The sequence below is a fragment of the Streptomyces sp. NPDC002886 genome (assembly GCF_042888445.1).
Lineage (GTDB): Bacteria > Actinomycetota > Actinomycetes > Streptomycetales > Streptomycetaceae > Streptomyces.
The window spans coordinates 219,193-242,872 of sequence record NZ_JBIAPV010000002.1; the positions used below are offsets into that span (position 1 = coordinate 219,193).

The window sequence follows — 23,680 nt, forward strand, 5'->3', positions numbered from 1 at the left end:
GCGTAAGCCCGTGCCGGACAAGGCCGGTACAGCCACACCCGCCATAGCCCGATGCCGCGTAAGCCCGTGCCGGACAAGGCCGGTACAGCCACACCCGCCATAGCCCGATGCCGCGTAAGCCCGTGCCGGACAAGGCCGGTACAGCCACACCCGGCAGGGCTCGGTGCCACGTAGGGCCCGTGCCGGACAGGGCCGGTGGGGCCGTGTCCGGCAGAACCCGATGCCACGTAGGGCCGGGCCAGGCAGGGCCGTAGAGCCGCGCCCGGCAGAACCCGGTGCTGGGTAGGGCCGGGCGGGCTGGGCTGTCGGGCGTGGGTGGGGTTGGGGGGCGCCGGGGGTGTGGTTAGTGGCGGGCTCGGGCGGCGCGGGTGAGGTCGTCGAGGTGGTCCACGAGCTTGCGGTGGAGGAGGGGGGTGATGTCGGGGTCGGCCAGGGCGGCTTGGCCGGCCTGGAGGTTGGCCTCGGTGATCTCGTGGCCCGGGAGGGCCCAGCGGCCGGCGGCGTCGGCGATGGCGGGGCCGCGGCGGGCTGCGAGGGTGACGGCCTCGGCGTAGGCGCGGGGGACGTAGTCCCGTACCAGATCGGCCTGTTCGGGCTGCCAGAAGCCCTGGGCGGTGGCGGTGAAGAGGTAGTTGGACAGGGAGTCGTCGCGGAAGAGGCGCTCCCACGCGGCGGCCTTCGCCTCGGCCGTCGGGAGGGCGGCCCGGCAGTGGGCGGCGCCTTCCCGGCCGGTGGCGCTGGGGTCGGCGGCGAGGGCTTCGTCGATCTCGGCTTCGCCGGCCGCGCCGAGGACGGAGAGGCGGGCGAGGATGCGCCAGCGCAGTTCGGGGTCGAGTTCGGGGCCGCCGGGGACGGTGCCGTCGGCGAGCCAGCCGGCGATGGTGTCGGGCTGGGTGGCGCTGTCGACCAGGGTGCGGACGGCGACGAGCCGCAGTCCGGGGTCGGAGCCGTCCTCGGTGCGCCGCAGCAGGTCGCGGGCGATGGAGGTGAGGGTGGTGAGGGCGTCGGCGCGGCGGAGCGGGATGACGTAGCGGTCGGCGATCTGGGCGCGGGTGAAGGAGAGGACGCCTTGGACGATCGCGAGGTCGGTTTCCTCGGGGACGTGGGCCTCGGCGGTGGCCAGGTAGTCGCCGGCGTCCAGTTCGCCGTCGCGGACCATGTCGCGCAGGGAGTTCCAGACGACGGCACGGGTGAGCGGGTCGGGGATGCGGGAGATGTCGCGCATGGCTGTTTCGAGTGAGGTCTCGTCGAGGCGGACCTTGGTGTAGGTGAGGTCGCCGTCGTTGAGGACGAGGAGGGCGGGGCGCGGGCCGCTGACGGAGAGGATCTCGTCGGAGGGGACGTCGAGGGCGAGGACCTCGCGCGGTTCGAGGACCCCGTCGGGGGCGCGGTCGTACAGGCCGACGGCGATGTGGTGGGGGCGGCTGCCGGTGCGGTCGACGGTGAGGGTCCAGCCTCCGTGGCTCTCTTCGAGCCGGGGGGTGAGGGTGTCGACTCCGGTGGTGCGCAGCCAGGTCTCGGCCCAGGTGTGGACGTCGCGGTCGGTGTGGGCGGCGAGGGAGTCCACGAAGTCGGCGAGGGAGGCGTTGGCGAACTTGTGGCGGGCGAAGTGGGTGTTGATGCCGGCCAGGAAGTCCTTCTCGCCGAGCCAGGCGACGAGTTGGCGCAGGGCGGAGGCGCCCTTGGCGTAGGAGATGCCGTCGAAGTTGAGGAGGGCGGAGGCGGTGTCGGGGACGGCGGCGGCGTCGGGGGCGACGGGGTGGGTGGAGGGGCGCTGGTCTGCGTCGTAGCCCCAGGGCTTGCGTTCCATGCCGAAGCCGGTCCAGGTCTCGGTGAAGCGGGTGGCTTCGATGAGGGTCTGGTAGCCCATGAACTCGGCGAAGGACTCGTTCAGCCAGATGTCGTCCCACCAGCTGAGGGTGACGAGGTCGCCGAACCACATGTGGGCCATCTCGTGCGCGATGGTGACGGCGCGGCGCTGGCGTTGGGCGTCGGTGACGGCGGAGCGGAAGACGTAGTCGTCGCGGAAGGTGACCAGGCCCGGGTTCTCCATGGCGCCGGCGTTGAACTCGGGTACGAAGGCCTGGTCGTAGGAGTCGAAGGGGTAGGGCTCGCTGAACTTCTCGTGGAAGCGGTCGTAGCAGGCGGTGGTGAGGTCGAGGATTTCCTGCGCGTCGGCGTCGAGGTGGGGGGCGAGGGAGCGGCGGCAGTGGATGCCGAAGGGGAGCCCGGCGTGTTCGGTGCGGACGCTGTGCCAGGGGCCGGCGGCGACGGCGGCGAGGTAGGTGGAGATGACGGGGGTGGGGGCGGAGGTCCAGATGCCGGCTTCGGGGGCGGAGCCGTCCCCGGAGCCTTCCCCGCCGTCGCCGCCGTCCCCGGAGCCGTCGCCGCTGCCGCCGGGGCGTTCGCCGATGCGGGTGGTGACGCCGTTGGCGAGGACGGTCCAGTGCGCGGGGGCCGTGACGTGGAACTCGAACACGGCCTTGAGGTCGGGCTGGTCGAATGCCGGGAAGACGCGCTGGACGTCGTCGAGGAACATCTGGGTGTAGACGTACGTCTCCCCGTCCGCGGGGTCGGTGAAGCGGTGCAGGCCTTCGCCGGTGCGGGAGTAGCGCATGCGGGCGGCGATGCGGAGTTCGTGGGGGCCTTCGGTGAGGCCGGTGAGGGGGAGGCGGCCGTCGCTGAGGGCGGCCGGGTCCAGGGGGTGTCCGTCCAGGGCGGCGGAGCGCAGTTCGTCCGGCTTCAGCTCGACGAAGGTGTCGCCGGCCGCTCGGGCGGCGAACCGGATGACGGTGCGGGACTCGAATGTCTCGTCGCCGGTGGTGAGGTCGAGGGCGACCTCGTAGTGCTGGACGTCGATGAGCCGGGCTCGGAGCTGCGCTTCTTTGCGCGTAAGTGCGGACATGGGGCCCATGCTGCCGGATGGCGGCGCCGGGCCCCAGTTCCTATGCTTCGCCCGCGCTTTCGCCGTCGTTTTCGCCGTCGCCCTCGCCGGCGGCGATCGTCTCGTGGTGGCGGATGACCTCGGCGATGATGAAGTTGAGGAGCTTCTCGGCGAAGGCGGGGTCGAGTTTGGCGTTCTCGGCGAGTTGGCGCAGCCGGGCGATCTGGCGGGCCTCGCGGCCCGGGTCGGCCGGGGGCAGCTGGTGACGGGCCTTGAGATGGCCGACCTGCTGGGTGCACTTGAACCGCTCGGCGAGCATGTGGACCACGGCCGCGTCGATGTTGTCGATGCTGTCCCTGAGCCGGGCCAGCTCGGCGGTGACGTTCTCGTCGATGTCCCTGGTGTTCATGGTCACCGAGAATACGTGGCGTGCGCCGCCGGTTCCTCGGTTGATCGACCACTGAGACGGGCCGGGCCTACGACTCGGCGGGGTCGTGGGTGATCAGGTCGCCCGGCTGGCACCGGAGGACTTCGCAAATCCGGGACAGGGTGGAGAAGCGGATGGCCTTGGCCCGGCCGTTCTTGAGCACGGACAGGTTGACGACGGTGATGCCCACCTGCGCGGACAGTTCGGTGAGCGTCATACCGCGTTCGGCGAGGATGCGGTCGAGGTGGATCCGGATCGCGTGGAGTTCCTCTTCGGGCATCGATTCGGGCATCAGATGGTCCCTTCGAGGTCCTCTCGCATGCGCACGCCCTGGCGCATGATCTTCCCCATGATGACGGCGGCGAGGCCGGCGAGGATGAGCACCTGCGGCCCGGAGACCTCCGGGCCGTACGTCTCCATGGGCACCATGCTGGCGGTGAGCCAGGAATGCGACCCCCCTGCGACGAGGCCCGCCAGCGGTGTGCCCGCGGTGACGACCCAGCCGAGGACGGTGAGCCGTCGCGCCGTCTTGTCGGTGAACGGTCCCTCCGACACGACGGCGTCCAGCAGGCGGGAGAAGAGCAGCAGGGCGAGGGAGGCGAACAGCATCCAGGGCAGCTGTCCCCCGAGGTCGGCCGCGCGTTGCGCCGCCGAGGGGTCGTCCTGGCAGAGCCGCGCTTCGCTGCTGGACGCGTCCACCCCTTCGCCGACCGGCAGGCCGCCCTCCAGTGTGGCGTTGGCCCAGAGGCCGGTTTGTACGCAGACCGCCCCGTCGTCGGCCAGGCGCGAGACGGTCGTGCCGATGAAAGTGAGTCCCCAGAGCATCGCCAGCCCGAAGGTGAGGGTGGCCAGGATCTTCGTGAAGCGCGTGTTCATCGCGTTCCCCCCTATCGATTTTCGATATGCCTGAGACTAGACGACCATATCGATAATCGACAAGTGGGTCGGGTCGGGTCGGAGAGGTTCAGAGCGGGAGCAGCGCCGTGACCAGCCAGCCGCCTTCGGGGGCGGGGCCGGCGGTGAGGGAGCCGCCGAGGGCTTCGGCGCGTTCGGCCATGCCGACGAGGCCGTAGCCTCCGCCGCGGGCGTTCTCGGAGAGTTTCGCGGGGCGGCCGCCGTCGTCGGCGATCCGGACCTCCAGGCCCGCCGGGACCGTGCGCAGGCCGATCCGGACGGCGGTCGCGGTAGCCGCGTGCTTGCCGATGTTGGTGAGGGCTTCGAGGACGATGCGGTGGGCGGTGGCGGCGACGTCGGCGGGGAGCCGGGCCTCCAGGCCCTCCTCCACGTAGAGGACCACGGGCGGGCCGGTGGCGGCGAACCGTTCCGTCAGCCCGCGGATCTCCCGGAGGCCGGCGACGGGGGCCGTACCGGCGGAGCCGGGCGTGCCGGCGCCCTTGCCCGCCTCCGGGGCGGAGTCGTCGGCGCCCTCGCGGAGAATCTTGACCAGGCGGCGCATGGAGCCGAGCGCCTCGTCCCCGGCGGTCTCGATGCGGCCGAAGATCTCGGCGGCGCGTTCCGCGGAGACCTTGGTGTACCGGGCGGCGCGCGCCTCGACGACGATCCCCGTCACGTGGTGGGCGACGAGGTCGTGGAGCTCACGGGCCAGCTCCAGGCGCTCGGCACTGCGTACGGCGCGCAGCTCGCGGACGCGCTGGACGGACTGCAGGCGCAGGAGCAGGGAGTACGCGGTGACGACGACGGCGAGCACGGAGAAGAGCAAGGTGAAGCGGCCCGGGTCCGCGTCGCGGACGGGCGCGGCCATGGAGCCGAGGGCGAGCAGGGGGCCGAGGACGGCGGCGGTGCGGGCGGGGGCGCGGAGCAGGACCTGGGTGAGGAGGACGAGCAGGGCGACGGCCTCGCCGCCGCCCCAGACGACGAGGGGGAGGTTGCTGAAGAGCAGGGAGAGAGTGACGGCCCAGGTGACGGCGGCGGCGAACCACGCGCGGGTGAGGAGCGGGATGCGCGGCCAGGGCGCGGCGCTGAGGCAGACGAGGACGCCGGACACCCAGACGGCGGCGTGGGGGGTGCTGGGCTGGCGGGCGAGGACGACGCCCTCGAAGGTGACGAGGGAGAGGAGGGTGACGGAGAGGAGGATCCGGATCCAGTCCGCGGCATAGGGGTGCCGCCGGGCCCACGGCCCCAGGGGGCTCACGCGGGGCCCCTGCGGAGGGCTCCGCCGGTTGTACGGGGCTCAGCGCGGGCGGCTCCGCCGGGGAGGTGGGGGGTTCCGCCGGGGACGTGGGCCGCTCCACCGGGGACGTGGAGGGTTCCGCCGGGGACGTGGGCGGCCCCACCGGCGGCATGGGCGGCTCCGCCAGGGACGTGGGCGGCCCCGCCAGGAACGTGGGCGGCCCCACCGGGGACGTGGAGGGTTCCGCCGGGGACGTGGGCGGCCCCACCGGCGGCATGGGCGGCTCCGCCAGGGACGTGGGCGGCCCCGCCAGGGACGTGGGCGGCCCCGCCACGGGCGTGGGGGGTCCGGCGACGGCGGGGGCCGTAGTCCGGCGGGGTGTTACCCGCGCCCGTGGGGGCCGGGGTCGTCGGAGACGGCGTGTGCCGGCTTCCAGGGGCGGCGCCCCGGAGCCCGCGCCTCAAACGCCGGCGAGGCTGATGCCGCCCGGCGGTGCGTGAACACTGACGGGGCCGACCCTCGAGGGCAGCACCCGGACGCGGACGCAGTCGGCCCTGACCCGAAGCAGCCGAACGGCCACGCGGCCGACTCTGACACGGACTCAGTCGACCCTGACCCAATCCAGCCGCACTGCCACGCGGCCGGCCCTGACGCGGAGCACCCGCACATCGACGGGGCAGCCTGCGCCGCGCGACGCCCGACCGCCCGCGCGGCGGCGGGGTCTGTTCCCGGGCGCGGTACCGCCCGCACGACGGCATCCGTCCCGTGGGGGGCGTGCCGTGGGCGGGGGTGGGTCGGGGGTGGGTCACGCCGGGGTGCCCGCCAGGCCGCTTTCCCAGGCCCAGGCGGCGATTTCCACGCGGTTGCGGGCGTCCAGTTTGGCCTGGACGTTGGCCAGGTGGGTCTTGACCGTGGAGAGGGAGACGAAGAGTTCCCCGGCGATCTCGGCGTTGGTCAGGCCGCGCGCGAGGCAGCGTACGACCTCGCGTTCCCGGTCCGTCAGGGGTTCCGCCGGGCGGCGGGCGGCCGCGGCGGCCGCCGGGGTGCGGTGGGCCATTTCGCGCAGCAACCGGACGGTGATGGCGGGTGAGACGAGGGAGTCTCCGACGGCTGCCGCCCGTACCGCTTCAACCAGCATGGCCGGGCTCGCGTCTTTGAGGAGGAAGCCGGACGCTCCGCCCTGGAGCGCCGCGTGGACGTACTCGTCGAGGTCGAAGGTGGTGACGATGACGATGCGGGGGGTGTCGCGGCCCGAGAGCCGGCGGGTGACTTCGAGCCCGTCGAGTTTGGGCATGCGGATGTCGAGGAGCAGGACGTCGGGCCGGTGTTCGGCGACGGCCGCGAGGGCCGCTTCGCCGTCTTCCACGTCGGCGACCACCTCGATGTCGGGCTGGCTTTCGAGGATCATCCGGAAGCCGGTCCTGACCATCTCCTGGTCGTCCGCGATGATCACTCTGATCGCCATGCGCCGCCTGCCCCACTGTCGCCCGTTGCCTGTGCCGTCCCGGTTTCCCCGGCGTTCCCACGCGGTGGGATCTCTCCATGGGACCCGCGGGCGCCTCGGCCCGCAACCGCACGGCAGAGCGCCGGGAGCATGCCGTGAGGCCGGAACGGCGTCGTTCCGGCCTCACGGTACTTCGGTCGACCTTACGGACATGTTGCGCATTGCGCCTCATTCTTCCGGTCACCATCCGACGGGACGGACGGGCCGGAAGACCTGCCGGAAGACCCGCGGAAGGCCCCGGGACCGGTCAGAGCGTGGCGGCCGCGCTCTTGATGGCCGCCGCGAAGGTGGAGACCTCCGTGTAGACGCCGGGGTAGTCGGGGCGTGCGCAGCCCTCGCCCCAGCTGACTATGCCGACCTGGATCCAGGCGTTGGCGTTGTCCCGGCGGAACATCGGACCGCCGGAGTCGCCCTGGCAGGTGTCGACGCCGCCCGCGGCGAACCCGGCGCAGATCTCCTCGGCGGGCACGATCGAGCCGCCGTAGGAGGCCTGGCAGGAGGCGTCGGAGACGAAGGGGACGGTGGCCTTCTGCAGGTAGCGCTGCTGGCCGCCGCCTTCCCGGGTGGCGCCCCAGCCGGCGACGGTGAAGGTGCCGTTGTCGTAGGCCTTGGTGTCGGCGATCTTGAGGGTGGGCAGGTTGATGGGCTTGGCCAGCTTGATCAGGGCCCAGTCCTTGCCCGTGCCGTTGTAGCCGGGGGCTTGGAGCACCTTGGTGGACTTGACCTTGATGGCGCTGGCGCTGTTGAGGTCGACGACTCCGGCGGTGGCGGTGATGGAGGTGTTGTTGCCGGAGCCGCTCACACAGTGGGCGGCGGTGAGCACGATCTGCTGGGTGTAGAGGGCGCCGCCGCAGCCCATGGAGAGGCGGACCATGAAGGGGAACTCTCCCTGGGCGGCGCGGGTGCCGCCGACGACGGGCGCCGTGCCGGCGGTGGCGGTGCCGGGCTGGAGGCTGACGGCCGCGAGGGCCACCGCTCCGACGGCGAGGGCGCGCTTGAGGGTGGTGACGAGGCTGGACACAGTCGACACACTGCCTTTCGTGGGGGGTTGGGCCGTGCGCGTCACCTCGGGGCGGGTGGGATGGACCGCCCGGGTGACGGGTACATGACACACCGTTCACGCCGAGTCCATCAAGAACGCGTTTTCGGACAACTTCCGGCCGGAGGCACCCCATGACGCACAACGGTCGGCGCGACAGCCCGATCGAGCACGGATTTCCTCATCTGGAGACGGTCCGCGCGGCCCTCACCGCGCTGTTCCGGCGGCTGTCCGCCGACGAGATCCGCGCCTACGGCACCTCCTTCGCCCCCGCCGACGCGGCCTTCTCCGCCTCCGAGGACCTGTATCCGGGCGCCCACCGGGTGGCTTCCGCGATGGTCCGCGCCCTGCGGCTGCCCGACGCGCGCCTGATCGTGGGCTTCCGGCCGATGGAGGAGGCGGCGACCGTGGAACTGACCGCCGGGCCCGAGTACTTCGTCGAGGTCAACGACCGCTTCCGCGTGCACCGCCGCGATCTGGCGGCCGCCCTCGCCCACGAGGTCACGCACGTGCTGCTGCACCGCCTGGACCTGCGCTTCCCCACCACCGCCGCCAACGAGATCCTCACCGACACCGCCGCCGCCTACCTCGGCGCCGGCTGGCTGCTGCTCGACGCCTACCGGGAGGACGAGCTCACCCACCAGAAGCTCGGCTACCTCACCCCGGAGGAGTTCGGCTACGTCCTGGCCCGGCGCGGCCGGTTCCTCGGCGGCGAGGACCTCTCGGCGTGGTTCACCAGCCCGCAGGCCTACGAGGCGTACGTGCGCGGCCGTGCCCTGGCCGACCGGGACCTGCGCCGGGCCCCCCTCGCGGCGGCGGGCCGCCGGGAGCGGCTGCGGTACGCGGCGGCCCGCCTGACCGGAGCCGCCGCGCCCGGAGCCCCGTACGGGTTCGAGGAGCACCCGGCCGGGCTGCGCGTGGGCTTTCCGTGCCCGGTGTGCGGGCAGCGGCTGCGGTTGCCCGCGCACCGCGGGCCGGTCCGGGCCCGCTGCGGGCTGTGCCGCACGGTGCTGGACTGCGACACCTAGGCACCCGTCACGGGACATGACGGAGGTTCACCGACCGGCCATGAAAAATTACTTACCGGCCAGTAGACACGCGGGCGCGCGATCTCCAGCCTGATCACGTACATGCCAACACGTGATCGAGGAGCGTCCCCCATGCGCAGCACCCGCACCCGCACCACGGCCGCCGCGGTGGCCGCGGCAGCAGCCGCCGTACTGGCCCTGGTTCCGGCCACCGCCGCCCACGCGGCCCCCGCCACGACGGCCGGGACCGCCGCCACCGCCTCCGCCCCCGCCTCCGTCACCGCCTCCGCCCCCGGCGGCAACGCGGTGTTCCTCGGCATCGACTACGCCACCTGGCAGCGCGACGTCTCCGCCGTCATCGACGCGGCCCGCCCCGGGATCGAGCAGCGCATCGCCGCCTCACCGGCCGGTGAGAAGCCGGCGATCGTCCTCGACATCGACAACTCGTCGCTGGAGACGGACTTCCACTGGTTCTGGACCTTCCCGACCCCCGCGATCGCCCAGGTCCGCGACCTGACCCGGTACGCGAGCGACCGCGGGGTCGCCGTCTTCTTCGTCACCGCCCGCCCGGGGATCGTGTACTCCCTGACCGAGCGCAACCTCAAGGCGGTCGGCTACCCGGTCTCGGGCCTCTACGTCCGCGATCTGCCCGCCCTGTTCGACGAGGTCAGCGCCTACAAGACGGCCAAGCGGGCCGAGATCGAGGCGCGCGGCTACACGATCATCGCCAACATCGGCAACAACCAGAGCGACCTGGTCGGCGGCCACGCCGAGCGCACCGTCAAGCTGCCGGACTACGGCGGCAAGCTCTCTTAGGAGCGGGACGGGACGGGACCGGCGAGACGATCGGGGCGGCCTACTCCAGCCCGGCGGCGATCGCGTTGACGGCGGCCCAGCCGAAGGCCATCGCGGGGCCGATCGTCGCGCCCGGCCCGGGGTAGGTCTCCCCCATCACCGCCGCCGAGCAGTTGCCGGAGGCGTAGAGCCCCGGGATCGGCGTGGAGTCCTCGCGGAGCACCCGGCCGTCGGTGTCCGTGACGAGGCCGCCCTTGGTGCCGATGTCCCCGGGGTGGACGGGGACCGCGTAGAAGGGGCCCTTGTCGATCGGCGTCAGGTTCGGGTTGGGCAGGGTGGGGTCGCCGTAGTAGCGGTCGTAGACGCTCTCGCCCCGCCCGTGGTCCTTGTCGGTGCCGGCCTCGGCGAAGGTGTTGAAGCGGCTGATCGCGGCGGGCAGGCCGGGGGCGGAGATCTGCCGGGCCAGTTCCTCCACGGTGCCTGCCTTCTTCAGGAAGCCGCTCTCCAGCCACTTCTTGGGGAAGGGCTGCCCGGGGAAGAGGCCGGCGAAGATGTACCGGGCCTTGGAACGGGCGTCCAGGATCAGCCAGGACGGCACGGTCGACGCCCCGGGCCGGTCGGCGGCGTACATCCGGTCCACGAACGCGTGGTACGGCAGGGCCTCGTTGGCGTAGCGCTCCCCCGCCTCGTTGACGATGACCATGCCGGGGATGCCCCGGTCGGCGACGAGGAAGAAGGGCTTCTCCCCCGGCGGGCACACCGACGGCGCGCCCCAGACCTTGTCCAGCAGGTCGGTGGCGGCCCCCAGCTCCTCACCGAGCTTCAGGGCGTCTCCGGTCTGGCCCTCCGAGGCGTGCGTCCAGGCCGTGGAGGTGGGCGCGGGCAGGTGCTTCTCGCGCAGCGCCTGGTCGTGCGAGAACCCGCCCGAGGCCAGCACCACCCCGCCCCGCGCCGCTACGGTCACTTCGCGCCCGGCGCGCAGGACCCGTACGCCCGTCACCCGCCCGGCCGGGTCCGTGACCAGACCGGTCAGGGGCGCCGACAGCCACAGCTCGCCGCCCAGCGCCTCCAGGGACAGCCGCATGCGGGCGATGAGCGCCTCTCCGAGGGAGAGCAGCTTGCGGCCGGTGGCCAGCGCCTTGACGGCGCGCAGGCCGACCTTGACGGAGGTCCTCCGGCCCGCCCAGGTCCGGCTGACCATGTTCAGGAAGCGGAAGTCGTACGAGGTCATGGTCAGCCCGTACGTGGGCAGTCCGGCCCGGCGCATGGAGGCGCCGAGCCCGCCGAGCCGTTTGAAGTCGACGATGCACGGTTCGATGGAGCGCCCTGCGCCATGCCGCCCTGGGCCTCGGGGAAGTAGTCCGAGTAGCCGGGGGTGTACATGAAGCGGATCTCGGTGCGGTCGTGGAACTCCCTGACCATCCGCGGCCCGTGGCTGAGGTACGCGTCCTTGCGGGCGGCCGGGACCCGGTCGCCGACGGTGGCGTCGAGGTAGGCGCGGGCCTTCTCGCGGGTGTCGGCGAGGCCGGCGCGGTCGAGGTGGAAGTTGCCGGGGACCCAGATCGCGCCGCCGGACAGGGCGGTGGAACCGCCGTACCTGTCGGTCTTCTCCACGATCAGGACGCTCAGGCCGCGCAGTCGGGCCGTGACGGCGGCGGCGAATCCGGCGGCGCCGGAGCCGACGACCACCACGTCGTAGGCGTGCTCGGTGAGGTGCTCGGCTGTCATCCGAAGGCTCCGGTGGCGTAGTCGCTGCGGTAGTAGAGGAGGGGCGATCCGCCGTCGCGGGCGCTCAGTTCGAGGACCCGGGCGGTGACGAGGTAGTGGTCGCCCGCCTCGTGGACCTCTTCGAGGGCGCAGTCGACGGTGGCGAGGGCGCCGGTGACGCGGACGGCGCCGTGGGCGGAGAGTTCCCAGTCGACGCCCGCGAACTTGTCCTCGCCGCGGCGGCCCAGCGCCTCGCAGACGGCGCGCTGCTCCTCGGCGAGGATGCTGACGCCGAAGCGTCCGGCGGCCCGGACCTTGGGCCAGCTGGAGGAGCCCTTGCCCACGCAGAGCAGGACCAGTGGCGGGTCGAGGGAGAGGGAGGCGAAGGACTGGCAGGCCAGCCCGGCCGGCCGGCCGTCGTCCGCGAGGGCCGCGACGACGGTGATGCCGGAGGCGAAGGCGCCGAGGACCTCGCGGAACAGGGACGGATCGACCGCGTCGACCGCGTCGACCGGGGCTCCGGGGCCGGTCAGCCGTTCCACTGGTGGCCCCAGAAGCTGTCCGCGGTGATCTCCTTCGCGGTCCAGGTGGCGGGGTCGACCAGCAGGCCGTCCCAGCCGTATTCGACCTGGAAGCCGCCGGGGGCCTGGGCGTAGAAGGAGACCATGTGGTCGTTGGAGTGCCGGCCGAGGGTGGAGGCGATGGGGATGCCCGCCTCGTTCATGCGGTCCAGGCAGTAGCCGACGTCGTCGAGGGTCTCCAGCTCGACCATGAAGTGCACGATGCCGGGCGGCAGCGCGCCGGGGTAGAGCCCGAGGCTGTGGTGGCGGCGGTTGGGGCTGAGGAAGTGCATCCAGTAGGAGTCCTGGCCGGGCTTGCCGGTGGGGACGGCGACCGGGGGCAGCCGCATGGAGTCGCGCAGCTGGAAGCCGAGGAGGTTCTCGTAGAAGTCGAGGGTGGCCTCGGTGTCGGCGGCGGGCAGGACGACGTGGCCGAGGCCGAGATCGCCCTCGCGGCCGCCGGTGACGAACCGGTTGCCGTACCGGGCCGGGAGCGGGGTGTGGTCCTGGGCCTGGCCCCAGTAGATCTCCAGGGGGTTGCCGCTGGGGTCCTCGCAGTGGATGAGGCCCTGGACGCGGCGGTCGGCGAGGGTCTCGGCGTCGCCCTGCTTGACGGGGTGGCCGGCGGCCTCCAGTTCGGCGGCGGCGTCTTCGAGGGCGCGGGCGTTCGCCACCTCGAAGCCGGCGGCGAGGAGCCGGTCCTGGGCTCCGGCGACGAACTGGAAGCGGTGCGTGCGGTCGTCGATGCGGACGCCCAGGCTGGTGTCCGTGGTGCCTGCGGCTTCGGCCATGCCGAGGATGTCGAGGACGTAGGTGCGCCAGGCGGCGAGGTCGGCGGTCTCGATGCGGAGGTAGCCGAGTGCGCGTATGTCCATGCGGGAACTCCTCGGTGGGATCGGTGCGGAGATCAGTGCGGAGATCAGTGCGGGGGCAGTGCGGGGGCAGTGCGGGGATCGGTGCGGGGATCAGTGCGGGAGCAGTGCCGGGATCAGTGGAGGAAGAAGTCGGTGGCGAGCCGGTTGAACTCGTCGGCGGCCTCGGTCTGCGCCCAGTGCCCGCAGTGCGGGAAGACGTGCAGACGGGCGTCGGGGATGGTCTTCAGCGCGAGGAAGGCGCCGTCTACCGGGTTGACGCGGTCCTCGCGGCCCCAGGTCAGCAGGACGGGGCGGCTGATGCGGTGCGCTTCGCGCCAGAGCATGGCGGCCTCGGGCCACTTGGCGAAGGAGGCGCCCATGCGGGCGTTGCCGAGCCTGGCTTCGGGGTCGGTGGCCTGGGCGTAGCGCTCCTCGACGAGGGCGTCGGTGACGATCGCCGGGTCGTGGGCGAGGGTGGTGAGGAAGGTCCGCATCTGCTCGCGGGTGGGATCGGGGTCGAGGCTGAACTCGAAGAGCCGCTTGATGCCTTCGGTGGGGTCGGCGGAGAACAGGTTGAGCGAGATCCCGCCGGGGCCCATGAGCAGGAGCTTGTCGACGCGTTCGGGGTGGTCCAGGACGAGCCGGGTGGCGGTGCCTCCGCCGAGGGAGTTGCCGATGAGGTGCGCCCGCTCGATGCCGAGTTCGTCCATGAGGGCGAGGACGGCGTTCGCGCTGAAGCCGAAGTAGTCGCGGTCGGGTTCCGGCTTGTCGGAGCGGCCGTAGCAGGGCTGGTCGACGAGCAGGGTGCGGAACCGCTCGGCGAAGTGGGGCAGGTTGCCGCCGAAGTTGGACCAGCCGGAGGCACCGGGTCCGCCGCCGTGCAGCATGATCACGACGGGTGCGTCGAGCGGGCCGGCCTCATGGAAGTGCAGGTTCAGGGCACCCGCCTTGGCGGTGCGGGAGGTGTTCTCGTACGTGAATCCCGGCGCGCTCACAGCATCGTGTCCTGGATGTCGAGGCCGAGGGCGCCCTGTCCGAACAGGACCAGGGCCCGCTCCGGGTCGTTGGCGGCGTGGCCGCGGCCGGTGTGGACGTCGCGCCAGGCGCGCTGGACGGGGTTGGGGCCGGTGCGCATGGCGCTGCCGCCCGCGTTCTCCATGAGGAGGTCGACGGCGGCGACGCAGCGCTCGGTGGCGAGGACCTGGTCGCGGCGGGCCCGGGTGCGCAGCGGTGTGGGGAGTTCCTCGCCGCGTTCGGCGAGGGCGTAGAGCTCGGAGACGTTGCGCCGGAGCTGGAGCCAGGAGGCGTCGATGTCGCTGGCGGCGCGGGCGATGCGGACCTGGGCGAAGGGGTCCTCGGCGACCTGCTGGCCGTAGGAGACGCGGAAGCGTTCGCGGGTGGCGGTGACGTAGTCCTCGTAGGCGCCTTCGGCGATGCCGACGATGGGGGTGGAGATGGTGGTGGTGAAGACGGAGGCGTACGGGAGCCGGTAGAGCGGCTCGGGGTTGATGCGGTGGCCGGGTACCTGGAGGGCGGTGACGGGGCCGAAGCTCAGGGCTCGGTGTTCGGGGACGAAGACCTCCTCGACGACGATGTCGTTGGAGCCGGAGCCGCGCAGGCCGACGGTGTCCCAGACCTCGTCGATGCGGTACTGGGAGCGCGGGATCAGGAAGGTCCGCATGTCGACGGGGCGGCCTTCGGCGTCGGTGACCAGTCCGCCGAGCAGGGCCCAGTCGGCGTGGTCGCAGCCGGAGGAGAAGTGCCAGCGGCCGCTGAGGGTGAAGCCTCCGTCGACGGGGGTGACCTTGCCGGTGGGGGCGTAGGAGGAGCAGATGCGGGTGTCCTGGTCCCGGCCCCAGACCTCTTCCTGGGCGCGGGGGTCGTAGAGGGCCACGTGCCAGGGGTGGACGCCGACGACGGAGGCGACCCAGCCGGTGGAGCCGCAGGCCTTGGCTATGTCCTTGACCGCGGCGTAGAAGAGCGCCGGGTCGGCGGCGTACCCGCCGTGGGCCTTGGGCTGGAGCAGCCGGAAGAAGCCGGTGGCGGCGAGTTCCTTGATGCTCGCCTCGGGGACCTTGCGCAGGTCTTCGGCCTCGGCGCTGCGCTCGCGGAGGGCGGGGGCGAGGGCGCGGACCGCTGCGAGGACCTCTTCGTCACTCATGGTGTCCCCTTCTCGGATCAAGGATCTTCGGGAGTTCTGCATCGACGGCCGGATCGGTTTCCGGATCGATGGCGAGGAACGTACGCCGGGTGTTCCGGGCGCGGAACGAGCTGTTCCCGCTGAGCGGGAAGGTCCTCGAACCGACTACTTGAAGTATTACTGAATGAAATAGACCTCTCCGGGTGCTTCCCTCCGGCCGGGGGCGCGTGGCAGGGTCGCCCCAACGCCTCACGCAGGGGGTTTTCTCGTGCTCGACCAGTTCATGGAGCAGGTCGCGGAGACCGAGCTCGCGCCGCTTTCGCTGCTGGAGAAGGCCGCGAAGGTGCTGGGCGCCTTCGAAGGTCCGCAACCTCGGCTGTCACTCACCGAGGTCGTGCGCCGCTCCGGAATTCCACGTTCTTCCGCCCACCGGATCCTCCACCAGCTGGTGCAGTTGCGCTGGCTGGACCGCGAGGGCCGGGACTACCGCATGGGCATGCGCATGCTGGAGCTGGGCGCGCTCGCCTCCCACCACAACCGGCTGCGCCGGGCCGCGCTGCCGCTGCTGCACGCGCTGCACGAGCAGACGGGCCGGGTGGTGCACCTGTCGGTGCTCGACGGGGCCGAGGTGGTGTACCTGGAGCGGATCGGCGGCTCGGAGGCCACCTCGGTGCCCTCGCGGGTCGGTGGCCGGATGCCGGCGTACTGCACGGCCGCCGGGAAGGCGATCCTCGCCTTCAGTGATCCCGCCGCGGTCGAGCACGTCCTGGCGCAGGGGCTGCGCCCGCGGACCGCGCGCACCCTGATCCGGCCGCTCGCGCTGCGTTCGGAGCTGGCGGCGGTCCGCGAGCGCGGGGTGGCGTACGACCGGGAGGAGAGCTTCCGGGGCATCTCCTGCGTGGCCGCCCCGCTGCGGGGGGCCGGGCGGGCCGTGGCCGCCGTGTCGGTGTCCTCCTGCGGGGGCGAGCGGGACCCGGCCCGGCTGGCGCCGGCGGTACTGGCCTGCGCGCGGTCGGTGTGGCGGGAGCTGTACGGGCCGGGCCGGGCGGGGCGGGCCGCGGCCGCGCCGGTGCGGGACCTGGAGCCGGCGGTCTCCGCTCAGGCGATGGACAACATGATGGGATGGCTGCGGTTCAGCGAGTGGATGTAGTGGGTAGTGGTACCCCCACGTACGAGTGAACGAGTCCGGGCCCGACCCCTCGCCAGGGGGCCGGGCCCGCGGCCGTTCGGCGGTGCCGTCCAGCGGATCCGCTGGACGCATCCGCTCAGCCGTCGTAGCTGATGCGGACGCGGTCGCCGAGCGGCAGGGCCTGGCAGGCCAGGACGTAGCCGTCGGCCAGGTCCTCGGGGGCCAGGACCTCGTTGCGGACCATCGCCACCTCCCCCTCCAGCACCCGGCAGCAGCAGGCGCTGCAGGCGCCTTCACGGCAGGAGTAGGGAGCGGGGACGCCCGCGGCGAGCAGCGCGGTCAGCAGCGAGGTCTGCCGCCCCCAGGCGACGGTGTGCACGACCCCCTCGAACTCCACCTCCGCCTCCACCTCCGCGCTCGCGCCGCCGGCGGAGGCGGCGTCCTGCCCGCCGCCCGCCACGCCGGGTGTCGGGACCGCGCTCCCGGCGCCCGGGTCCGGGGCCGCCACGGCCGGGGCGAAGACGTCCCCGTTCAGGGAGAAGTACCGCTCCCGGTGGATCGCCCGGCTCCGGCCGCCCGAGGCCAGCAGCGCCGTCTCCGCCGCGTCCATCAGCGGAGCGGGCCCGCACAGGTAGGCCTCGCGGACCGCGTACGGGGCCACGAGCGGGCCCAGCTGCGCGGCGGTCGGCAGTCCCTGGAGGGTCTCCAGCCAGTGCACGACGGTGAGCCGCCCGGGGTGTTCCTCGGCGAGCCCCCACAGCTCGTCGCGGAAGATCACCGAGCCGGGGTCGCGGTTGGCGTACACCAGCACGACGTGGCCCGCGCCGGCCACCAGCGCCGACTTCGCGACGGAGAGCACCGGGGTGATGCCGCTGCCCCCCGCCACGAGCAGCAGGTCCCGGTCCAGGTCGGGCGGGGTGAAGGTGCCGGCGGGGGGCAGGATCTCCAGCTCGTCGCCGATGCGCACGTCCTGGCACAGCCAGCCGGAGCCGACGCCGCCGGGGACCCGTTTGACGGTGATGCGCAGCGGGTCCCCGGTGTGCGGGGAGCCGGCCAGGGAGTAGCAGCGGGCCGCGCCGTCCTCCCCGCTCGGCGAGGGAACCCGGACGGTGAGGAACTGGCCGGGGCGGTACGGGAGTTCCGCGTCGAGTACGAGGGAGACCGCCTCGGGGGTCTCCTGGATCCGGTCCGTGACGCGGACCAGCAGCCTGCCGGTGGCTCCGCCCCGGGCGGCAGCCGGGGCCGGGCTCCGTACCTCCGCGGCGCGGGACCTCGTACGACGGTCGGTGTCAGACATCGGCCGGCACCTCCAGGCGGCCCGCCAGGACGGCGGCCTCGATGCCCGCGCGCAGGGCCCCGCAGGAGCGGACGCGGCCGCTGGGGAGCCCTGCCGCGACCTCGGCGGCGATGCGCGGGCAGGCCGCGGCGGCCTCCTCGGCCCACTGGACCTGGGTGTGGGCGGGGCTGAACTTCTCGCACAGCACCACCGCGTCGCACTCCCCGCACGCGACGGGGGTCATCACGGGGTCCCGGCCGCGCGGCGGGCGAGGTTCTCGGCGACCTCGGCCTTCCAGGCGGCGGTGGCGCGGGCGGTGTCGATCTCGAACTCGAAGCGGCGGACCATCTCGTCCTTGACGTCGGCGGCGTCCACGTAGAACTGCTCGTACCAGCGGCGGAGCTGGTAGACGGGGCCGTCCTCCTCGGTGAGGAGGGGGTTGTCGATGCGGGTCTTGTTCTTCCAGATCTCGACGTCCTGCTCGAAGCCGACGGCGAGGCCCTCGGAGGTGAGCCGGGCGGCCTCGGCGGCCTGTTCGTCGCTCATGCCGGGGAGCTTCTTGACGATGGTCCCGTACATGAGCATGAAGCTGTTCTCGTCGATCGGGTAATGGCAGTTGATGAGGACCGATTCGAGTTCGACGCCGCCGCCGATATCGCTCCACAGCTTGTCGATCATGTACGAGGGGCCGTGGTACGAGGCGTCCGAGCGCAGGCCGCCGCCGGTGGAGAGGGTGCCCAGGTCCACGTCGCCGCGCGGGGTGGACTCCATGTACTGGGTGGCGACGTGGCCGTCGAAGACGTTCTTGAAGTAGTGCGGGAAGGCGTAGTGCACGTAGTAGAAGTGCGCCATGTCGACGACGTTGTCGACGATCTCGCGGCAGTTGGAGTTCTCGACGCGCAGGAAGTTCCAGCTCCAGTCGCTCCACTCGGGGTCGCCGACGCCCTCGATGACGGGGATCGTGACCTCGGGCGGCGGCGGGTTGCCCTCCGGGTCGTGCCAGACGTAGAGCTGTCCGTTGCGTTCCAGGCTGGTCCAGGCGCGGGTCCTGGCGCGCGGCGGGACGCGGCGGGCGTAGGGGATGGCGGCGCAGCGGCCGTCCCCGGACCAGCGCCAGTCGTGGAAGGGGCAGGCGACGGTGTCGCCCTTGACGGTGCCGTGGGCGAGGTTGCCGCCCATGTGGGGGCAGTGGGCGTTCAGGACGCTCAGCTCCCCGCCGCTGCGTTCGCCGCCGCCTCCATCCGTCCCGGACTGTCCTTGGAACACGACGAGCTTGGTCCCGAAGGCCTCCACTTCGTGCGGGGCGCCGTCCTTGAAGGCGGCGGCGAGGCCGAGGCAGTGCCAGCCGCGGGCGAACCTCGCGGGCACGGCGGCGGCTTCGATGACGCGGGGAGCTTCGTCGACTGCGGTCGTTTCGGCCATGGGGTGGCCCTCCACTTCGTTGTGGGTGTGCTGCGCTGGGATGGGGGGTGACTAGTGCGCTTCGGCGGCGAGTTCGACCGCGATGTCGATGAGCTGGTCCTCCTGGCCGCCGACGAGGCGGCGCTCGCCCGCGCGCAGGAGGATCTGCGCGCCGGAGACCCCGTAGCGCTCGGCCTGCCGGTAGGCGTGCTTGAGGAAGCTGGAGTAGACCCCGGCGTGGCCCATGAGCAGGGCCATGCGGTCGAGGGTGCACTCGTCTTCCATGACGGGGCGGACCACGTCCTCGGCCGCGTCGATGATCTTCAGGACGTCGATGCCGGTACGGATGCCCATCTTGCGGCAGACGGCGGCGAAGGCCTCGACGGGCGTGTTCCCCGCTCCCGCGCCGAGGCGCCGCGTGGAACCGTCGATCTGGAGCGCGCCGGCGCGGACGGCGGCGACGGAATTGCCCACGCCCAGGCCGAGGTTCTCGTGGCCGTGGAAGCCGACCTGGGCGTCGGGGCCGAGTTCGGTGACGAGCGCCGCGACCCGGTCGGTGACCTCGTCCATGACCATGGCTCCGGCCGAGTCGACCACGTACACGCACTGGCAGCCGGCGTCGGCCATGATCCGGGCCTGTCGGGCCAGGTTCTCGGGGGTGGTGGAGTGGGCCATCATCAGGAAGCCGACGGTCTCCAGGCCCATCTCGCGGGCGAGTCCGAAGTGCTGGACGGAGATGTCGGCCTCGGTGCAGTGGGTGGCGATCCGGCAGATCTGCCCGCCGTTGCCGTGGGCGGCGCGGATGTCGTCCTTGACGCCGAGCCCCGGGAGCATCAGGAAGGCGATCTTCGCGTGGCGCGCCGTATCGGCGGCGATCTTGATGAGTTCCTGTTCGGGGGTCTTCGAGAAGCCGTAGTTGAAGGAGGATCCGCCGAGTCCGTCGCCGTGCGTGACCTCGATGACGGGGACCCCCGCGCCGTCGAGGGCGGAGACGATCGACCGTACGTCCTCGCCCGTGAACTGGTGGCGCTTGGCGTGCGAGCCGTCGCGCAGGGAGGAGTCGGTGATCCGGATGTCGAGGGTGGCCGAGTAGCTCGGGTGGCCGGAGCGGTTCGGGCGGTCGGTCATTTCTGCAGCCCCTTCGCGAACTCCTCGCCGACCTTGGTGGCGGCGGCGGTCATGATGTCGAGGTTTCCGGCGTAGGGCGGCAGGTAGTCGCCGGCGCCCTCCACCTCCAGGAAGATCGCGACCCGGGCCATGCCGCCGTTGAGCGGGGAGGGGTCGTCGAACTGCGGCTCGGTGCGCAGCCGGTAGCCCGGTACGTACGAGGCCACGTCCTCGGCGACCTGTTTGACGGAGGCCGCGATGGCCTCGCGGTCGGCGTCGGCGGGGATGGCGCAGAAGACGGTGTCGCGCATGATCACGGGAGGGTCGGCGGGGTTGAGGATGATGATGGCCTTGCCGCGGGCGGCGCCGCCGATCTCCTCGATGCCCCGGGAGGTGGTACGGGTGAACTCGTCGATGTTGGCGCGGGTGCCCGGGCCGGCCGAGACGGAGGCCACCGAGGCGACGATCTCCGCGTAGGCGACGGGCACCACGCGGGAGACGGCGTACACCATGGGGATGGTGGCCTGGCCGCCGCAGGTGATCATGTTGACGTTGGCCCGGTCGAGGTGGGCGGTCAGGTTCGCGGGCGGGACGACGGCCGGACCGACGGCGGCGGGGGTCAGGTCGACGGCCTTGATGCCGAGCTCGGCGTAGCGCGGGGCGTTGGCGCGGTGCACGTAAGCGGAGGTGGCCTCGAAGACCAGGTCCGGCAGCTCGCCTTGGGCCAGCAGCCAGTCCACGCCCGCGTGGGAGGCGTCGAGTCCGGCGCGGCGGGCGCGGGCCAGGCCCTCGCTGGCGGGGTCCACGCCGATCATCCAGCGGGGTTCTATGTGCGGGGAGCGCAGGAGCTTGTAGAGCAGGTCGGTCCCGATGTTCCCGGAGCCGACGATGGCGGCGGTCGCCTTCGCGGTCGTCCGCGCCTGTGTCTGGGTCTGGATTTGGGTCTGGGTCGGCGCCTGTGTCTGCGTCTGGATCTGGGTCTGCGTCGGCGTCTGTGCGCTGATGGTGATCACCTCAGGAGAAGGAGAGGGACACCGGGCCGAGCCCGGTGAAGTCGGCGGTGTACGTCCGCCCGGCGACCACGTCCACGGCGCGGGTGCAGGACCCGGGCAGGATGAGGTGGCCCTTGCGGAGCTGGACCCCGAAGCGGGCGACGGTGCGGGCCAGCCAGGCGACGGAGGCGGCCGGATCGCCGAGCACGGCGTCGCTGCGGCCGCTCGCCAGGGTGTCGGATCCGCTGGTCAGCGTGGCGTCGACGGCCTTCAGGTCCAGTGCGCGCGGGTCCCGCCCCTCGCCGATGACGTATCCGGCGGAGGAGGCGTTGTCGGCGATGGTGTCGGCGATGGTGATGCGCCAGTCGGCGATCCGGCTGTCGATGAGCTCCAGGGCCGGGACGACCCGCTCGGTGGCGGCCAGGACGTCGGCGACGGTGCAGCCCTCGCCGGGGAGGTCGGCGCCGAGGACGAAGCCGACCTCGACCTCGACGCGCGGCGCGCAGTACGCGGCGGTGGGCACCGGGGTGTCCTCGGACAGCTCCATGGAGTGCAGCAGGTGCCCGTAGTCGGGTTCGTCGACGCCCATCATGGCCTGCATGACCGGGGACGACAGCCCGACCTTGTGCCCGGTGACGCGGTCGCCGGCGGCGAGGCGGTGGCGGATGTTGAGGAGCTGGATCTCGTAGGCGTCCTCGGTGTCGATTCCGGGGAAACGGGCGCCGAGCGGTGCGACGGGCGTCCGCCCGTGCTCGGCGGATCGCAGCTGCTGCGCGACGTGGAGCCGGTGGCGGTCCGAGAGCATGTGCGGGTCCTTGCGTACGGGGGCCGGGTTCGGTGCGGCGAGGCTAGACGGCCCGCCTCCGGCGCCGGGAGGGCGTTTTCCCGGCCACCGGGAAAGGCCCGTACGACCCCGTCCCCGGCCCCAGCCCCCGCGCGGCCCGCGCTATCGCGCCCCGTACACCGGCTGCGGCGGCTCCGACTGCGCCAGGAGCTTCGTCGTCGCCTCGCCCGCCTCGGACGGAGTCCACCGTGCTCCGCAGTCGGCCGTGGGGCCGGGTCGCCAGCCCTCCATCACCGTGATGCGGCCGCCCTCCGCCTCGAAGACGCGGCCCGTGACCCCCGCCGAGGCGTCGGAGCCGAGCCAGACCACCAGCGGGGACACGTTCTCCGGGGCCATCGTGTCGAAGGCCCCGGCTTCCGGGGCGGCCATGGTGTCCGCGAAGGTCTGCTCCGTCATCCGGGTCCGCGCCGCGGGGGCGATCGCGTTGACCTGGACCCCGTAGCGGCCCATTTCGGCCGCCGACACCAGGGTCAGCCCCAGGATCCCCGCCTTGGCCGCGCTGTAGTTGCCCTGGCCCACGGACCCGAGCAGCCCCGCACCCGAGGAGGTGTTCACGACCCGGGCGGCGACCTGCCGGCCTTCCTTCGCCTCGGCCCGCCAGTACGCCGCCGCGTGCTTCAGCGGCAGGAAGTGCCCCTTCAGGTGCACCCGCATCACGGCGTCCCAGTCGTCCTCGTCCAGGTTCACGAGCATCCGGTCGCGCAGGAACCCCGCGTTGTTGACGAGGGTGTCCAGCCGCCCGAAGGCCGAGACGGCCGTCTCGACCAGTGACGCCGCGCCTTGTGCCGTGGCGATGTCACCGCCGTGCGCCACGGCCTCCCCGCCCATGGCCCGGATCTCGGCGACGACCTGCGCCGCCGGGCTCTCCGGTCCCGGCAGCCCGTCCAGGCCGACGCCGAGGTCGTTGACCACGATCCGCGCCCCCTCCGCGGCGAAGGCCAGCGCGTGGGCCCGGCCCAGCCCCCGTCCGGCGCCCGTCACGATGACCACACGGCCTTCGGCAAGTCCCATGTCAGCTCTCCTTCTTCGACTCGTTCGGCTTCTTCGACTCGTTCGACTTGTTCGGATCGTTCGACTTGTTCGGCTCGGTCGGCTTGTTCGCGGTTGCCGCATCCAGAAAGGCCGGCCGTTCGCCGCCCCCGTGCACGAGCAGGCTCGCCCCGCTCACGTACGCCGCCCGGCCGGAGGCCAGGAAGACGGCCGCTTCGCCCACGTCCGAGGGCTCCGCCAGCCGTCCCAGCGGTACGGTCGCGCCGACGGCTGCGATCCCGCTCTCGTCGCCGTAGTGCAGGTGCGACAGCTCGGTCCGCACCATGCCCAGGACCAGGGAGTTGACCCGTACCTCGGGGGCCCACTCCACGGCCATGGAGCGGGCCAGGTTCTCCAGGCCCGCCTTCGCCGCCCCGTAGGCCGCCGTGCCCGGCGAGGGCCGGGTCCCGCTGACGCTGCCGATCATGACGATCGAGCCCCGGGTCTCCCGGAGCCAGGGGTACGCGGCGACCGAGGCGGTCATCGGGGCGATCAGGTTGAGCTCGACGACCCGTGCGTGGCGCTCGGCCTCGCCCTCCCCCAGCAGTCGGTACGGGGTCCCGCCGGCGTTGTTCACCAGGCAGTCGAGGCGCCCGTGGCGCGCGGCGACCGATCCGAAGAAGTCGTGCACCGCGGCCGGATTGCGCAGGTCGACGGCGGCGAAGGACGCCGAGCGGCCTTCCACCGCCACCGGTTCCTCCGGCGGCCGGCGCGCGCAGACGACGACCTCGGCCCCCGCCGCGAGGAACGACCGCGCGATCCCGGCGCCGACGCCACGGGTTCCGCCGGTGACGACGACAACCCTCCCGTTGAGCTCCATCGGCTGCTACCTT

Annotated in this window: 24 protein-coding genes; 3 read left to right on the forward strand and 21 right to left on the reverse strand. The window is 72.6% G+C overall.

Features of this window, described 5'->3' with window-relative positions:
* Positions 1 to 343: 343 nt before the first annotated feature.
* From pepN to ACFYYB_RS07150, 7 genes are all read right to left on the reverse strand, one after another.
* Complete coding sequence (pepN, locus tag ACFYYB_RS07120; protein WP_389433687.1) at positions 344 to 2,905, reverse strand: aminopeptidase N; 2,562 nt, start codon at positions 2,903 to 2,905, stop codon at positions 344 to 346.
* A gap of 40 nt (positions 2,906 to 2,945) precedes the next feature.
* Positions 2,946 to 3,293, reverse strand: coding sequence for a chorismate mutase (locus ACFYYB_RS07125; RefSeq protein ID WP_389433689.1), 348 nt, complete (start codon positions 3,291 to 3,293; stop codon positions 2,946 to 2,948).
* Positions 3,294 to 3,360: 67 nt separating this feature from the next.
* The gene (locus ACFYYB_RS07130) at positions 3,361 to 3,591 is read right to left on the reverse strand and encodes a helix-turn-helix domain-containing protein (protein ID WP_389434937.1); all 231 of its coding nucleotides are present in this window, start codon (positions 3,589 to 3,591) and stop codon (positions 3,361 to 3,363) included.
* Between the two features lie 11 nt (positions 3,592 to 3,602).
* Positions 3,603 to 4,187 (reverse strand): DUF2975 domain-containing protein, encoded by a 585-nt coding sequence (locus tag ACFYYB_RS07135; RefSeq protein WP_389433691.1) that lies wholly within the window; start codon positions 4,185 to 4,187, stop codon positions 3,603 to 3,605.
* A gap of 88 nt (positions 4,188 to 4,275) precedes the next feature.
* A complete protein-coding gene (locus ACFYYB_RS07140; protein ID WP_389433692.1) occupies positions 4,276 to 5,463 on the reverse strand; it encodes a sensor histidine kinase in 1,188 nt (395 codons plus the stop codon).
* A 784-nt stretch (positions 5,464 to 6,247) separates the two neighbouring features.
* Complete coding sequence (locus ACFYYB_RS07145) at positions 6,248 to 6,907, reverse strand: response regulator (protein ID WP_383954125.1); 660 nt, start codon at positions 6,905 to 6,907, stop codon at positions 6,248 to 6,250.
* A gap of 286 nt (positions 6,908 to 7,193) precedes the next feature.
* Positions 7,194 to 7,976, reverse strand: a complete 783-nt coding sequence (locus ACFYYB_RS07150; protein WP_389433694.1) for a serine protease — start codon at positions 7,974 to 7,976, stop codon at positions 7,194 to 7,196.
* Between the two features lie 143 nt (positions 7,977 to 8,119).
* Here ACFYYB_RS07150 and ACFYYB_RS07155 point away from each other — a divergent pair, with 143 nt between their 5' ends.
* Positions 8,120 to 9,013 carry a hypothetical protein gene (locus tag ACFYYB_RS07155; RefSeq protein ID WP_389433696.1) on the forward strand — a complete coding sequence of 298 codons (894 nt, stop codon included), beginning with the start codon at positions 8,120 to 8,122 and terminating at the stop codon, positions 9,011 to 9,013.
* Positions 9,014 to 9,145: 132 nt separating this feature from the next.
* Positions 9,146 to 9,829: an HAD family acid phosphatase gene (locus ACFYYB_RS07160; protein ID WP_389433697.1), complete on the forward strand. Its 684-nt coding sequence runs from the start codon at positions 9,146 to 9,148 to the stop codon at positions 9,827 to 9,829.
* A 40-nt stretch (positions 9,830 to 9,869) separates the two neighbouring features.
* On the opposite strand, the gene ACFYYB_RS07165 is transcribed toward ACFYYB_RS07160, so the two are convergent.
* From ACFYYB_RS07165 to hsaA, 6 genes are all read right to left on the reverse strand, one after another.
* Positions 9,870 to 11,075, reverse strand: a complete 1,206-nt coding sequence (locus tag ACFYYB_RS07165) for an FAD-binding protein (protein ID WP_389433699.1) — start codon at positions 11,073 to 11,075, stop codon at positions 9,870 to 9,872.
* Complete coding sequence (locus ACFYYB_RS07170) at positions 11,042 to 11,536, reverse strand: FAD-dependent oxidoreductase (protein WP_389433700.1); 495 nt, start codon at positions 11,534 to 11,536, stop codon at positions 11,042 to 11,044. The genes ACFYYB_RS07165 and ACFYYB_RS07170 overlap by 34 nt, the downstream gene beginning before the upstream one ends.
* On the reverse strand, positions 11,533 to 12,057 hold the full coding sequence (locus tag ACFYYB_RS07175) for a flavin reductase family protein (RefSeq protein ID WP_389433702.1): 525 nt from the start codon (positions 12,055 to 12,057) through the stop codon (positions 11,533 to 11,535). The genes ACFYYB_RS07170 and ACFYYB_RS07175 overlap by 4 nt, the downstream gene beginning before the upstream one ends.
* Entirely contained in the window at positions 12,045 to 12,950 is a 906-nt protein-coding gene (locus ACFYYB_RS07180; protein WP_389433704.1) for a VOC family protein, read from the reverse strand. Before ACFYYB_RS07180 ends, ACFYYB_RS07175 begins: the two co-directional genes overlap by 13 nt.
* 113 nt (positions 12,951 to 13,063) lie before the next feature.
* A complete protein-coding gene (gene hsaD / locus ACFYYB_RS07185) occupies positions 13,064 to 13,924 on the reverse strand; it encodes a 4,5:9,10-diseco-3-hydroxy-5,9,17-trioxoandrosta-1(10),2-diene-4-oate hydrolase (protein ID WP_389433705.1) in 861 nt (286 codons plus the stop codon).
* Positions 13,921 to 15,090 (reverse strand): 3-hydroxy-9,10-secoandrosta-1,3,5(10)-triene-9,17-dione monooxygenase oxygenase subunit, encoded by a 1,170-nt coding sequence (hsaA, locus tag ACFYYB_RS07190; RefSeq protein ID WP_389433707.1) that lies wholly within the window; start codon positions 15,088 to 15,090, stop codon positions 13,921 to 13,923. Before hsaA ends, hsaD begins: the two co-directional genes overlap by 4 nt.
* Positions 15,091 to 15,337: 247 nt before the next feature.
* On the opposite strand from hsaA, the gene ACFYYB_RS07195 reads away from it, so the two are divergent.
* Positions 15,338 to 16,219, forward strand: a complete 882-nt coding sequence (locus ACFYYB_RS07195; protein WP_389433709.1) for an IclR family transcriptional regulator — start codon at positions 15,338 to 15,340, stop codon at positions 16,217 to 16,219.
* 115 nt (positions 16,220 to 16,334) lie between these two features.
* On the opposite strand, the gene ACFYYB_RS07200 is transcribed toward ACFYYB_RS07195, so the two are convergent.
* The 8 genes from ACFYYB_RS07200 to ACFYYB_RS07235 all read right to left on the reverse strand — a co-directional run bounded on the left by ACFYYB_RS07200 (position 16,335) and on the right by ACFYYB_RS07235 (position 23,667).
* Complete coding sequence (locus ACFYYB_RS07200; RefSeq protein WP_389433711.1) at positions 16,335 to 17,495, reverse strand: 2Fe-2S iron-sulfur cluster-binding protein; 1,161 nt, start codon at positions 17,493 to 17,495, stop codon at positions 16,335 to 16,337.
* Positions 17,488 to 17,718: a ferredoxin gene (locus ACFYYB_RS07205; RefSeq protein ID WP_389433713.1), complete on the reverse strand. Its 231-nt coding sequence runs from the start codon at positions 17,716 to 17,718 to the stop codon at positions 17,488 to 17,490. Before ACFYYB_RS07205 ends, ACFYYB_RS07200 begins: the two co-directional genes overlap by 8 nt.
* On the reverse strand, positions 17,718 to 18,896 hold the full coding sequence (locus ACFYYB_RS07210; protein WP_389433715.1) for a Rieske 2Fe-2S domain-containing protein: 1,179 nt from the start codon (positions 18,894 to 18,896) through the stop codon (positions 17,718 to 17,720). Before ACFYYB_RS07210 ends, ACFYYB_RS07205 begins: the two co-directional genes overlap by 1 nt.
* Positions 18,897 to 18,947: 51 nt before the next feature.
* Entirely contained in the window at positions 18,948 to 20,003 is a 1,056-nt protein-coding gene (dmpG, locus tag ACFYYB_RS07215; protein ID WP_389433717.1) for a 4-hydroxy-2-oxovalerate aldolase, read from the reverse strand.
* Positions 20,000 to 20,920 (reverse strand): acetaldehyde dehydrogenase (acetylating), encoded by a 921-nt coding sequence (locus ACFYYB_RS07220; RefSeq protein WP_389434939.1) that lies wholly within the window; start codon positions 20,918 to 20,920, stop codon positions 20,000 to 20,002. The genes dmpG and ACFYYB_RS07220 overlap by 4 nt, the downstream gene beginning before the upstream one ends.
* Positions 20,921 to 20,996: 76 nt before the next feature.
* A complete protein-coding gene (locus tag ACFYYB_RS07225) occupies positions 20,997 to 21,779 on the reverse strand; it encodes a 2-keto-4-pentenoate hydratase (RefSeq protein ID WP_389433719.1) in 783 nt (260 codons plus the stop codon).
* Positions 21,780 to 21,920: 141 nt separating this feature from the next.
* The gene (locus ACFYYB_RS07230; RefSeq protein WP_389433721.1) at positions 21,921 to 22,829 is read right to left on the reverse strand and encodes an SDR family oxidoreductase; all 909 of its coding nucleotides are present in this window, start codon (positions 22,827 to 22,829) and stop codon (positions 21,921 to 21,923) included.
* 1 nt (position 22,830) lies between these two features.
* A complete protein-coding gene (locus tag ACFYYB_RS07235) occupies positions 22,831 to 23,667 on the reverse strand; it encodes an SDR family oxidoreductase (protein WP_389433722.1) in 837 nt (278 codons plus the stop codon).
* Positions 23,668 to 23,680 lie beyond the last annotated feature (13 nt).